The following is a 13811-nucleotide window of genomic DNA, read 5'->3' as shown; positions in this document are numbered from 1 at the left end:
TTGTATGATGTAAACGTAATACTTTTTTAATTTTATTTACTAAACTAAAAAAGCTATGAAATATAAGATTAATATCTTAATTTCACAGCTTTTCATATAAAGTATTTATTTTAATATCTTTAAATACTTCCTTCTTCTAAGAGTTTTAAAAATTCATTTACTATAACTGGATCAAACTGAGTTCCTGAACAACGTTTTAATTCTTCAACAGCATGTCCAATATTAGAAGCATCCTTATATACTCTTTTATGTGTCATTACATCAAAAGAATCAACTATGTTAATTATTCTCGATAAAATTGGTATTGCTTCCGCTTTAAGTCCTTGAGGATACCCTGTTCCATCAAACTTTTCATGATGACAAAGTATTTCATTTGCAACATGAGCTAAACCTGGTGTAGCTTTAGCTATTCTATAGCCTATTTCAGTATGTCTCTTCATTATTTCCCATTCTTCATTTGTTAACTTTCCTGGCTTCATTAATATGTTATCAGGTATTCCCATCTTTCCTATGTCATGCAACAAACTTAATAGTTCTAATTCTTCCAGCTCATCTTTGGACAAATTAACTTTTCTGCCCAATATCATACTAAGCTTTTTAACTCTTTGAGTATGTTCCTCTGTTTCGCTATTTTTTTCATACAAAGTTCTTTCTAAGGACATTATAGTTGCATTTCTAGAACTTTTGCTTTCAGTAAGCTTACTTCTATACATTCTTTCTTCAGCTAAACTCATTACCGCCTCAGTACTTTCAGCTTCATCCTTTTTTGCACTTCCTAGGGCTATGCTTATCTTAAAACCAAATTCAGTAATTCTTTCACATTCTTTTTTAATATTTTCAATTAAATTTGATACATACACTTCTTCTTTGTCTATAACAAGTATTATAAACTCATCTCCACCCCATCTAGCAATAATATCATCTTGTGAACATACATTTTTCAATATGTATCCTATTTTACAAATTAATCTGTCGCCTATTTTATGTCCAAAAGTATCATTTGTAAGCTTCAATCCATTCAAATCTCCCATTATTATAGAATAATTTGCGCCATCCTCATTGTCTAACTTTGAAAACTTTTTTTCCATATATACTCTATTTTTTAAGCCCGTCAATTTATCAGAATAGCTTAAAGACAAAATTTCATCATTAGCATAATACAATTTAGACAGCATTTTGTTAGTTGAATTAGCAATATTGGTTATTTCATCATTACCAGAAATACTTAAGCGTGCCTTTGTATCTTTTGTTTTTGATACGCTATCAATAAACTCATTAACAACCTTAAGTCGTTTCAATATAACTTTATTAAAAACATTAATAAACACAAGTATTACTAAAATCAATACTGCTAAAAAAATACCAATAAAAATTTTAAAATAAAATTTGCCCAAATTATATTCATTACGCAGCATAGATATAGAAATAGTTATGGACGCCTTTTCATTTATATCGTCTATTTGCCTATAAGCCATAATAGAATCACTTTTTCTAATTACACTGCTTTCTTTGTCTGTATATGTATTTTCTATAAATCTAACTTTACATTCCACTATTGAATTTATATAATTTAACAAGGAATCATCCACATATCTTCCAATTATTAAGCCTCCATCACTAAGTGTCTTTCCATCACTTGTTGTAACAGGTGCATAACTTATAATAAATAGCTTTCCATTAACCATTAAAACACCAGAGTGTTTATCACTATTATTCTTAAAAACTATTTCCTGACTAAATTTACTTTTTTTATTGAAGAGCTCGTCCATTAATATACGTTTTGTTCTATCTTCCAGACTTCCTGTTTCGCTAAAAACTAAGCTTCCTTTTTTATCTACAAAAAACATAAAATTTAAATTTAATTGCCTTAATGTATAGTTTTGAATATTGTTTTTTATATACAATTCCTTATTTTGTCCTAATAAAAAATTGTAAGTATCATTCCATGAAGCCCAATCAGCACATGTTCTTTGCATATCTATTTCTTCCCTATCAAGTATGGCTGTTACTGCCTTAAAATTATTATTTAAATTTTGAGTCTCAACTCTATCAATATATTTAAAAATGATGAATCTAAATGCGGTAAACGTAAAAATTATAATAAATAAAAAACTTATAAAATAAATTAGTAAAGCTTTGCCCTTAACACTCATCCATTTCATCTCCTTGATAATTCTAGTAAAAACGTTATGAAAATTCACCATTTTATATAGAAGTGAATTTTAAGTATTTTCTGACAATTTATTCATTATTAAATTAAACTTCGTTTTGATTTTAGTATATTCTACAGCATAAATCATGTCAAACCTTAAATTACAGAACATAGCTAAATTTATATTATTTCATAAAAAAATCGTATTAGAATCGTGATATGCTTTCCTCACAATTCTAATACGATTTTTTAATGAAGAGTTATTAATTATTCACTCTTATCTATTAATTACTATATATTAAGCCTCTGTTTCTGATTCTTCATCGCTATCTTCCACAGGTTTATCTACTATTTTAGTTATAGTTGCATATATTTCATTTTCTTTATCATGTATCTTTAGTTGGTTGTCCAAATTTAAGTCTTTTAAAGTAATAGCATCTCCTGCATTTTTTTCTGATACATTTACATGTATCACTTCTGGTATTAAATCTATTTTTCCTAAGACATCAACTTGTGGTTTTTGAATTTGAAGTTGTAATTGATTTTTGGCTAAAGCTTCTTCTCCATTAAATGTAATTGGAACTTGTACTTTTACTTCATGATCTTTAGATACAAGCTGTACATCTAAGTGTATAATCTTATTTGAAACTGGATGTCTTTGAATTTCTTTTATAAATCCAAATTTCTTATCATCTCCACGCTTAATCCACAACTTTACGTTCGAACCATGTTTAGCAAGAATTTTCATCAATGGTATTTTTTCAAATTTTACTGAATCTGCTTTAGCAACACAGTCACCATAGATTATTCCTGGTATAAATCCCTCTTCTCTAAATTTTTTAGCCTTTCTTGTTCTTTTTTCTGCATTTAAAATAATTTGTTCCAAAATAAATCACTCCTCTGGCCTCTATTAAGCCATTCTTAATTTTATCCAATCGCTAGCATCCGTAGGAGTTTTTAAGCTCCTCTTTCATATTGAAAGAGTAAGTGGTTCGCACCAAATTAAAATGTGTTCTCTACTTATGCGGTAACGTTAGTGATTTAAACATTCAATTTTATTATAACACTGTTGTCCAGAGGCTGACTTGTATTTGAAAATATTTATTTCTCTTCAAAGGATTCTACAGTATATATATCACTTGCATAAACTCCAGTACTTGAATCCAATATAGTTATCTGAACATTTTTTAATGTATTTAGTTTTATATAAGGAGATGTTATTGTTATTACTCCATTACTTCCCTTTGCAGTACCAACTCCACTTTGGAATGTTAAGTTGTTGGCAGTAGTTGAGTTTGTAATATCATTACCATTTTGGTCTAACACTTTATAATTTACTTTTCCAGTAGTTCCACCATCAATACTTATTAAAGCAGCTGAAGTTATTTCAATCTTACCAACCTTTTCAATACTAAAATGTATAAATCTATCTTGCTTCATTTGTATTCCTTTAGCCGAATGTACTTGTTTTCCTACCTTTAATGTATAACTTTCGCCTGTTTTGTATCCACCTGCTGGTGGATAAACTATTATACTTTTGTTATCATTACCTAATTGGAAACTTATATCTACTTTAGCTCCCTTACTATCAGTAACTACAATTGCCTGCTTAGTTAAATCATCATACCCAACAGCACCTGTAAACTCAAGTATCCACTTTTTGTTAGCATATACCACTTGATTGTCAGTAACTTGAAATGCAAGTACATTTGTAGAAAGCAATAAGCTTGTTCCTAAAATACATAATACGAGTAATAGTTTCAGTTTTTTCATAGCATTAAACACCTCTGCATAAATATTTGTTTAAAATTTTACATATATATTAAATATATACCTTACAAGGACATATTTCCACTAAAATTATATAAATTAGCAATTTTATAAATAATAGCTTTCAATTATAACATAGTAAAAGCGCACCTAAATAGATGTGCTTTTAAATTATAATATTAATATGTTACAAGCTATTTCATAAATTATTATTGAAAATTTCTATTCTGTAATAATTTCATGAATTAATGTTGGTTTTTCTGCATGATTAGCAATTGAGATATTTTCATAAATTTTAGCTTTTACATCCTCTACATTTTCACGGTTTGAATAAATAGTCAAAAGAGATTCTCCCTTTTCCACTTTGTCACCAACTTTTTTATGAAGCATCAAACCTACAGCTAAATCTATTGTATCTTCTTTTGTAGCTCTACCTGCGCCTAAAAGCATTGCTGCAATACCTACTTCATCAGCTACAATATTCGAAATAAAACCACTTTCTTTAGCAGGAACATCAATTTTATATTTTGCCTGTGGTAACTTTTCTGGGTTATCCACCACTGATGGATCCCCACCTTGATTTTTAAGGAATAGTTTAAATTTATCTAATGCTTTACCGTTTTTTATTACTTCAACAAGTTTTTTTCTTGCTTCTTCTAAAGTATTTGCTTTTTTAGCTAACACAACCATTTGACTTCCAAGGGTTAACACAAGTTCTGTCAAATCTTCTGGTCCTTCTCCCTTTAGAGTATCAATAGCTTCCTTTACTTCAAGCGCATTACCAATAGCAAAGCCTAGTGGTTGTGACATATCAGAAATTATGGCCATGGTGTTTCTACCTACGCTGTTACCTATTTTAACCATTGCATGTGCTAAATTTTCTGCATCCTTATCTGTTTTCATAAAAGCACCTGCACCTGTTTTAACATCTAGTACTATTGCATCTGCTCCTGCTGCAATTTTTTTACTCATAATTGAACTAGCAATTAGAGGAATTGAGTTAACAGTTCCAGTTACATCACGAAGTGCATACAGCTTTTTATCTGCTGGAGTTAAATTACCTGTTTGACCAATAACAGCAACTTTATCACGGTTAACTAGTTGAATAAATTGATCTTTTGTAATCTCCACATGGAAGCCTTTAATTGATTCTAATTTATCAATAGTTCCTCCTGTGTGTCCAAGTCCACGCCCAGACATTTTGGCAACTGGTACTCCTAATGCAGCAACAAGAGGGGCTAATACAAGCGTTGTTGTATCACCCACACCTCCAGTTGAATGTTTATCTACTTTTATACCATCAATAGCTGATAAATCAATAGTTTCTCCTGAATTAACCATTGCCATAGTCAAATCTGATCTTTCACGATCGTTCATATCTTGGAAATAAATAGCCATTGCTAAAGAACTTGCTTGGTAATCAGGAATTGTTCCTTTAGTATAACCTTCTACAAAAAAGTTGATTTCTTCTGTTGATAATTCTTCTCCATCACGCTTTTTTGAAATTATATCTACCATCCTCATTTTAGTTACCCCCTTTTTTACTTTAATTTTTGTAAAAAGCTTTCTCCATACTTAGGCATTTTTACATTAAAATTTTCAGCAACTGTGGCACCTAAATCAGCATAGGTTTTACGTATTCCTAAATCATTTCCTTCTTTGAATCGTTTGGAATACGCAATTAGCGGAACATATTCCCTTGTATGATCTGTTCCAATATAAGTTGGATCAGTTCCATGATCTGCTGTAATCAACAATAAATCATCTTCTTTTAATTTCTCAAATACTTCTGGCAATCTTCTATCAAATTCTTCTAAAGCATCACCATAACCAATTGGATTACGACGATGTCCATAGGCAGCATCAAAATCCACCAAATTAATAAAGCTAATGCCATGAAATTCTTCATCTAGTAATGAAATTAATTTATCCATACCATCCATATTAGATACAGTTCTAATTGCTCTAGTAACTCCTTCTCCATCAAATATATCTGAAATTTTTCCAATGGCAATAGACTCTAAATTTGTTTGTTGTAAATAGTTCATTACTGTCTCACCAAATGGTTTTAACGCATAATCATGACGATTAGATGTTCTTTTAAATGTATCCGCAGTTTTACCAACAAACGGTCTGGCAATAATTCTTCCTAAAGTGTATGGCTCATCTAGTGTTATTTCACGACAGTATTTACAAATTTTGTACAATTCATCTAATGGTATAATTTCTTCATTTGCAGCGATTTGAAGTACAGAATCTGCTGATGTATATACTATTAATTCTCCTGTTTTAAGTTGTCTTTCACCAAGTTCTTTTATAATTTCTGTTCCACTGGCAGGTTTGTTTGCAATAACCTTTCTGCCAGAAAAATCTTCAATTTTCTTAATTAATTCATCTGGAAAACCTTCTGGAAATACACGAAATGGTTTATCAATATACAAACCCATCATTTCCCAATGCCCTGTCATTGTATCCTTTCCACGAGAAGCTTCCTGCATTTTTCCAAAGTAAGCTTTGGGATGAAATGCTTTTCTTACTCCTTTAATTTCATAAATATTGGACAATCCTAAGGATGACATATTAGGCATTTTCAAGCCATTTTTCTTCTCAGCAATATGAGCTAATGTATTTACTCCAAAATCATTAAACTCTTTTGAATCTGGTGCTTCTCCTATGCCAACTGAATCCATAACAATGATGTGTATTCTTTTAAATGGTTTCATTTTCATTACCTCCTACTTCTCTTTATACGTTTTTTGTGTTAATACAATACTTTTGACTATTCAGAGATAATAGCTATACTTGCACTTGCCCCAATACGAGTTGCTCCAGCTTCAATCATTTTTAAAGCTTCTTCCCTAGTATGTATACCACCAGATGCTTTAACTCCCATATCTTTACCTACTGTTTTACGCATTAATTCAATATCCTCTGCTGTGGCTCCTCCTGTAGAAAAACCAGTTGATGTTTTCACAAAATCTGCACCTGCTTTTTTAGATAACTCACAAGCTCTAACTTTTTCTTCTTGTGTTAGAAGGCAAGTTTCAATAATTACCTTTACTAAGGCTTTTCCCTTTGCTGCTTCAACAACATCTTTTATGTCTTTTTCTACATAGACATCATTTTTATCTTTTAACTCTCCAACATTTATAACCATATCTACTTCTGTTGCTCCATTTTTAATGGCATCACTAGCTTCGAAAGCTTTTGTTTCTGTTGTGTTAGCTCCAAGAGGAAATCCTATAACAGTACATACTTTAACTTCAGTGTCTTTTAACTTTTCGCTTGCCAACTTGACCCATGTTGGATTAACACAGACAGATGCAAATTTATTTTCTCTAGCTTCATCTATTAATTTTAAAATCTGCTCCTTTGTTGTATTTGGTTTTAAGGCTGTATGATCAATCATTTTAGAAATATTCATTGTAAATCCCCTTCTCTTTCTGTTATAATTTTGTAATTGTTTTTTACTTTATAAGATCTCTTTTAGTAAAAGCTCCTGGTAAAATTTCATCTAATGTTTTAACTATATACTCGTTTTCATTTTTTCCTAAGATTATTTCAATGTCCTCTGATCCAAATTCAGCTATTACCTGTCTGCAAATACCACAAGGATATGTGTATTCATTCTCTACTCCAACTATAGCAATAGCTTTAATAGTTGTATGCCCTTCTGATACTGCTTTAAATACGGCAGTCCTTTCTGCACAATTAGTTGCACCATAAGACGCATTTTCTATGTTACACCCTGTATATACTTTTCCATCTTCAGTAAGCACTGCTGCTCCAACTTTAAATTTAGAGTAAGGAACATAAGCATTTTTTCTTCCTTCTAAAGCTTTAGAAACTAACATCTTATAATCCATTTTAATTCTCCTTTTCATTCCTATTATAGTTTTATAATAAAACTTCTTTGAACACTTGTAAACAAAGTAGTGAAATATCGATCAATAATATATATTTAGATCATTCTATATCCAAAAAAATACATTATGATTAGAATTAATGTAATAAGTGCTATGATACCAACTACTATTAATAAGGCTATTATCTTTTTATTTAAATTCATATATATTCCTCCTAAATTCAGGATTTCTATAATGTTCATCGACTAATTCTAAATAACCTAAAACATCTTTATTTATATTATATATCATTTTACAATTCTTATATCCTACATTAAATATAAGTTACAATTATCAAAGAAAAATCAATTGAATAGCATTACACTAAAAAATATCGTCTATTACGCTGTGAAAGTGTTATGCATGCAGCTTAAATTAATAGTATAATGAATATTAGTTATCATTTCGTTGAAAGGGGTCCTTATACCTTGCTTACTAAAGATGTAAATATAATAGAAAAAAACAAAATGAAAAATTCTATATTTAATGTAACTTGTGAATCATTACATTTAGGAATACTTCTAGCAATAGTTGGTGGATTCTTAGATGCTTATACCTTCATAGGAAGAGATGGTGTTTTTGCTAATGCTCAAACAGGAAACATTGTCCTTGTAGGTATAGCAGCTTTAAATAAAAATTGGATGCAAACTTTAGTACAAGCTCTACCTATTTTAGCATTTATATTGGGAGTAGTAGTTGCTGAAACCATTAAAAAAAATCCGTCTGCTACTTTTATAAAAAATTCAGAGCGTGCTATATTAATCATTGAAATAGCTTTGCTTTTTATTATCGGATTTATACCTAATAATGTTTATAATGTTTTTGTAACTGTTACAATTTCCTTTGTAGCATCTATTCAAACTTCTTCCTTTAGAAAATTGGTTGATTCTCCATATGCTACAACTATGTGTACTGGTAATTTACGTTCTGCTTCACAAGCAGCTTATATAGCTTTTACAACTAAAGACAGGGATTCTGCTATAAAAGCCACTCGTTACTTTATTGTAATATTTTCATTTTTATTTGGTGCTTTTTTAGGCGGACTTTTGACATTATCTATTGGATCTAAAGCAGTATGGGTTTCCGTTGTTATATTGTTTTTTTCACTAATCTTACTTAATGAAGATAAACTTTAACCTAATTTTATAAAAAACAAGGGACTGCTTTAAAACGCATAATTTCCCTTGTTTCTTTATATTTTATAACAAGCCTTTTTTAATTTCTAATAAATAACTTTTTCTTATAACTAGGAAATATATGATTTGAATAATCATCATAGCAACTATTAGCTGAAGTGCTGGTATAATTATTTTAATTTGAAAAGCATTTAATGCATTCATAGCAAAAATGAAATGTATTACAGCTATTATATAGGGTAATAAAAATAGCACTCCTATTTCAATATTTAGCACCTTTTTTATTTCAGTATAGGTTAATCCTATTTTATTTAGCTGCTTATACTTAATTTTATCTTGTATAATATCCATATAACATTTATTATACAAAAAACTTGCAGTAGTCACAAAGAAAATAAGTCCTATAAATATTGCAGTAAACAAAATTACACCATAAGCTATTTTTGTCACTTCTAATATATTAGCTTTAAGAAAGTTTTTAAAAACTTTATCTCCTCTGTCCTCTCCAAATCTATTAATATAATTGTTACATATACCTAATGTATCCTTGTAATTTTTCACATTAAATGCAGCAAAATAAACTCTATTACCATTTATCCTTTGATATACATCATCCTTAACCACATATATATCACCATAAAATGCTGGCATTATTCCTTTATTACTTTCTTTGGCAATTTTCAATTTTATATTATCTAAGACAACATTTTGTTTTTTATGCTTCACTGAATAACCTAATATTAATGTCTCATTTTTATTAAAAGAATCAATATTTAAGTTTATTGTTGATGCTAATTTTTTATAATTTTCTTCTCTAATTACAACTACCTTATCCTCCTCCCCTCTGGAAGCAATAAACTTCATTTCACCATTATCTTTAGTATAATCCTCAGCTTTATTTTTAAGTGAACTTTCTATAAAATCACTTTTTAGATTAACTTTACTTTTATTTTCATAAGTATCTGAATAGAAAAACGCTTGTGGAAAATCTCTATCTATTTGAGCTTCTTTATCCTGCCAATAAGCATATACTGACCCTACTGCACAAAGTGCAACTGTTGTAGTTATTGTAATTAAGAAAAACATCCTTGTGTTATCCTTTATCTTATACAATAAATTTGATATCCATAATACTGTGGTTTTTTTCATATAAAAACTTCTATTCTTTTTCATAATTTTAATTATAAAAGTGCTTAACTGTGAAAATAAAAGATAAGTTGCTATAATTACCATTATTGTTACAGGTATTATCCTATATGCTATTGTTTTTTCACTGCATGTAAGTGACATATAATATCCTGCTGTAAGCAATATTACACAGACAATGACAAGAATAATAGATGACTTTGGTTCAGCTTTAGGTTTTTTAGTTCCTTTTAGCAGCTTTAAAACCATATCTTCTTTTATGACAAATGAACAAAATATTGAAATCAACATTCCCATAATTAAAAATCCAACAAAAGTAATAATCATAGCCTTAACTGGAATATAAAATCCTAATGCATTAAATCCTAATAATTTTCCACTCACAGCTAAAAGTATTTTTGAAAAAACCATTCCAAGTACTATTCCTACTATTCCTGATACTGAAGTAATAATTATATTTTCAATGCTTATCATTTTTTGTATTTGCTTTTTTGATAAACCTATAATATAGAGTATTCCAAACTCCTTATATCTTCCTTTTAAAAAAGTACTAACTGAATAAAATACAAAAAAACATAAAAATAAGTATGCAATAATCGTTGTAATGTGGAGTGCATTTCTCATATGATCAGGCAGCTTAAGCACTATAAACTTAGGATGAAATATGATCATTGTAAATGAAAATAGTAAAGCTGCTGACATGCTGCTGCTTAAAAAGTATGCAAAATATGCTTTTGCATTCCTATACACATTCTTAGTGGCAAACTCCATAAAATTCATTAATTTTCACCTCCAAGCAATGCAAGCACATCAATAATTTCTTGATAAAATTGCTGTCTACTATCTCCTTTATAAATTTCATTATATATAGTTCCATCTTTTATAAATAAAATCCTGCTACAATAACTTGCTGATAATGGATCATGAGTTACCATCATTGTAGTTACCTGTTCTTCTCTATTGATTTTTTCAAATAACTCCATTACAGTTTTAGCAGCCTTTGAATCCAAATTACCAGTAGGCTCATCTGCTAGTAACAAGGTAGGTTTATGTATTAAAGCTCTTGCAATAGCTGTTCTTTGAGACTGACCTCCTGATATTTCAAAGGTTCTTTTATTAATTAAGTTGTGTATACCCAATATATTTGATATTCTTTTCAGTTCATAATCCTGTTTCTTAACTGATATTCCATCTAGTGTAAGTGGAAGTACTATATTTTCTCCAACAGTTAAAGTATCCAACAAATTAAAATCTTGAAATACAAATCCTAATTCTCTCCTTCTAAACAGCGCCAAATCATCGCCTTTAAGCTTTAACGGATTTTTATCATTTATTCTTATTTCTCCTGAACTGGGTTTATCCACTGTTGAAATCATATTTAATAGTGTTGTCTTTCCACTACCTGAAGGTCCCATTATCCCTACAAATTCTCCTTTTTCTATATCAAAACTTATATTATCTAATGCATTAAATACCACTTTTCTACCATATACTTTGCTTAAATTCATAACTTCTAAAATCTTCATTTACACCACCCCTTTCTATGCTGTTAAAGTAATAACCTTTGCTAATACTAATATTCCAAGCAAACTACCTGCTATAATTCTATAAATTGCAAATACCCTCATTGGTTTCTTTTTCAAAAAGTCTATAAATTTTCTCATAACAATCAAAGCTACTATAAATGCTACAACAAATCCTAATATTAGTGAAATCCACAATGTTGGCGTCATTATCGAATAATCAAATTCAAATAAATCTTTTCCTGTAGAGCCTATCATAGCTGGGATTGCCATAAAAAATGAAAATTCTGCTGCTACTGGGGTTGATAATCCTGCAACCCATCCACCCATTATTGTAGATGCACTTCTGGACATTCCAGGCCACATACAAAGTAGCTGAAACAAACCAACTTTAAATGCTTGCTTAGGAGTTATGTTATCTATACTTTCAATTTTATGCTTTTTATTTCTAAACTTATTTTCAAATATTAATAACAATAATCCACCAACTACAAATCCTATTATTACAGCTTCTGGTATAAACCTTGATTTTATTTTACTATAAAACAACACTCCTGCAATTCCCATTGGTATAGATGATGCAATAACATTTATTCCAAATTTAAAACCTGTCTTTCCTTCTCTTCCTTTAGTAAATATAAATTTAAAAAATTCTACTATACTTTCTCTGATCTTTTTCCAATATAAAACAACTACTGACATTATTGCTCCAAGTTGAATTACAACTTCGAACATCTTTGTGAATTCTCCTTTGAAGCCAATTGCCCATCCAACTAATATCATATGTCCTGTAGAAGATACTGGAATAAACTCAGTTATTCCTTCTACTATGGCTATTATAATTGCTTTTAATATAAATATTATATCCATGCCTACACACACTCCTTACAAACTATTCATTACTTGTATATAGTCTATAATAATAATGTGCAAGGTGCTATCTACAAAGCTTACATGAATGTGACATGTATGTAAGCTTTACTTATAACATTACTTTTAAGGAAATTAATCTTCCATTGCTGTGAAATATTTTGTGGTACTCCCCAAAGTTATTTACATCAGCTAAAAGAAAATCTTTCACGTTTTCAAAAAATAAATAAAGAAGAATCATTAAGATTATTTTAGATTCTTCTTTATTATGATTTCAATCTATATTCTAATAGCGATGGGATAAAATTTGACTATTGTGATGGAAAACATGGAAATATTATTGTAACTTTTGTTCCTTCATTAATATTAGATTTTATTTCCACTTTATGTCCCAAATTTTTGCATACTTCTTTAACTATATATAATCCCATACCTGTAGATTCTCCAAACTTACGTCCATTTTCTCCTGTAAAAAATGGATCAAATACCTTTTTAATATCCTTACTTGGAATTCCTATTCCACTATCAACGATACTTAATTTAATTTCTTTTTCATATTCATAGGATTTTATAATTAATTCTTTTCCTTTATCCTTTGAATACTTTATCCCATTAATAATCAACTGGTCTAATATAAACTTCAACCACTTTTTATCACTATAAATCCTAATATCTTTATCAATTTCCAATCTAGGAATCATTTTATTCTTTATAAAAATTCTTTTTTCTTCATTCACTATATCAAGAACTAATCCCTTCAAATCAACCTGCTCTACTAGAAAATCCTTTTTAAAAGAATCTATTCTTGCATAATACATTGCCATATTTAAACCTTTATTTAATTTATTAACCTCTTCTTCAATGCTTAAAGCTACTTCTTCTCCTTCATATTCTTTAAGCTGAAGCTGTATTACAGACAAAGGTGTTTTCATTTGATGAACCCATTGATTGATAAAAGTTAGATGCTCACTGTGAATCTTGTTTGATTTCCTTATTTGAGCATCATACAAATTATGCTGTTGTTTTAATATGCTAGAAATATTTTCACTTAATTTTGAGTTGCCTAATTCTACAAAAGCATCATTTAAGGATGTCAGTCCATTTTTTAATAACTTATATAATCGTCTATTTTGATAATATTTAAACACTAAAAAACAGACCAAAATAAATGTATTGAATATGAATATATAAATAATCTCACCAACTTTTATAAATTCCATAATATTGCAATACATTATTGTAAGAATTAAACTCATTAAATATATAAAAATATAACCTTTATTATGTTTAAAAAACAAATTCATATCAC

Annotated in this window: 12 protein-coding genes; 1 reads left to right on the top strand and 11 read right to left on the bottom strand. The window is 29.1% G+C overall.

Translation table 11 applies throughout. The features are described 5' to 3' along the window. Positions 1–119: 119 nt before the first annotated feature. The 7 genes from Q6H37_RS01725 to Q6H37_RS01695 all read right to left on the bottom strand — a co-directional run bounded on the left by Q6H37_RS01725 (position 120) and on the right by Q6H37_RS01695 (position 7788). Positions 120–2153, bottom strand: coding sequence for an HD domain-containing phosphohydrolase (locus Q6H37_RS01725; RefSeq protein ID WP_318738885.1), 2034 nt, complete (start codon positions 2151–2153; stop codon positions 120–122). Positions 2154–2450: 297 nt separating this feature from the next. Further along, on the bottom strand, positions 2451–3038 hold the full coding sequence (locus Q6H37_RS01720) for a 50S ribosomal protein L25 (protein WP_318738884.1): 588 nt from the start codon (positions 3036–3038) through the stop codon (positions 2451–2453). 215 nt (positions 3039–3253) lie between these two features. Next, complete coding sequence (locus tag Q6H37_RS01715; protein ID WP_318738883.1) at positions 3254–3925, bottom strand: hypothetical protein; 672 nt, start codon at positions 3923–3925, stop codon at positions 3254–3256. A 219-nt stretch (positions 3926–4144) separates the two neighbouring features. Continuing rightward, a complete protein-coding gene (locus tag Q6H37_RS01710) occupies positions 4145–5446 on the bottom strand; it encodes a pyrimidine-nucleoside phosphorylase (protein ID WP_318738882.1) in 1302 nt (433 codons plus the stop codon). Between the two features lie 17 nt (positions 5447–5463). Next, entirely contained in the window at positions 5464–6645 is a 1182-nt protein-coding gene (gene deoB / locus Q6H37_RS01705; protein WP_318738881.1) for a phosphopentomutase, read from the bottom strand. Between the two features lie 56 nt (positions 6646–6701). Beyond that, positions 6702–7346: a deoxyribose-phosphate aldolase gene (gene deoC / locus Q6H37_RS01700; RefSeq protein ID WP_318738880.1), complete on the bottom strand. Its 645-nt coding sequence runs from the start codon at positions 7344–7346 to the stop codon at positions 6702–6704. A 43-nt stretch (positions 7347–7389) separates the two neighbouring features. Continuing rightward, positions 7390–7788 (bottom strand): cytidine deaminase, encoded by a 399-nt coding sequence (locus tag Q6H37_RS01695; protein ID WP_318738879.1) that lies wholly within the window; start codon positions 7786–7788, stop codon positions 7390–7392. A gap of 467 nt (positions 7789–8255) precedes the next feature. Here Q6H37_RS01695 and Q6H37_RS01690 point away from each other — a divergent pair, with 467 nt between their 5' ends. Next, positions 8256–8963: a YoaK family protein gene (locus Q6H37_RS01690; RefSeq protein ID WP_318738878.1), complete on the top strand. Its 708-nt coding sequence runs from the start codon at positions 8256–8258 to the stop codon at positions 8961–8963. Positions 8964–9026: 63 nt separating this feature from the next. On the opposite strand, the gene Q6H37_RS01685 is transcribed toward Q6H37_RS01690, so the two are convergent. The 4 genes from Q6H37_RS01685 to Q6H37_RS01670 form a co-directional block, all read right to left on the bottom strand. Then, a complete protein-coding gene (locus Q6H37_RS01685; protein ID WP_318738877.1) occupies positions 9027–10889 on the bottom strand; it encodes an ABC transporter permease in 1863 nt (620 codons plus the stop codon). Continuing rightward, a complete protein-coding gene (locus tag Q6H37_RS01680; RefSeq protein ID WP_318738876.1) occupies positions 10889–11635 on the bottom strand; it encodes an ABC transporter ATP-binding protein in 747 nt (248 codons plus the stop codon). Before Q6H37_RS01680 ends, Q6H37_RS01685 begins: the two co-directional genes overlap by 1 nt. A 15-nt stretch (positions 11636–11650) precedes the next feature. Further along, the gene (locus tag Q6H37_RS01675) at positions 11651–12502 is read right to left on the bottom strand and encodes an undecaprenyl-diphosphate phosphatase (protein ID WP_318738875.1); all 852 of its coding nucleotides are present in this window, start codon (positions 12500–12502) and stop codon (positions 11651–11653) included. Between the two features lie 311 nt (positions 12503–12813). Further along, a complete protein-coding gene (locus tag Q6H37_RS01670; protein WP_318738874.1) occupies positions 12814–13806 on the bottom strand; it encodes a sensor histidine kinase in 993 nt (330 codons plus the stop codon). Positions 13807–13811 lie beyond the last annotated feature (5 nt).

It is taken from the genome of Clostridium sp. JS66, from assembly GCF_033561535.1.
Lineage (GTDB): Bacteria > Bacillota > Clostridia > Clostridiales > Clostridiaceae > Clostridium_AM > Clostridium_AM carboxidivorans.
The sequence above is the reverse complement of the archived record's forward strand: the minus strand, read 5'-3'. Positions and strand labels throughout refer to the sequence as shown.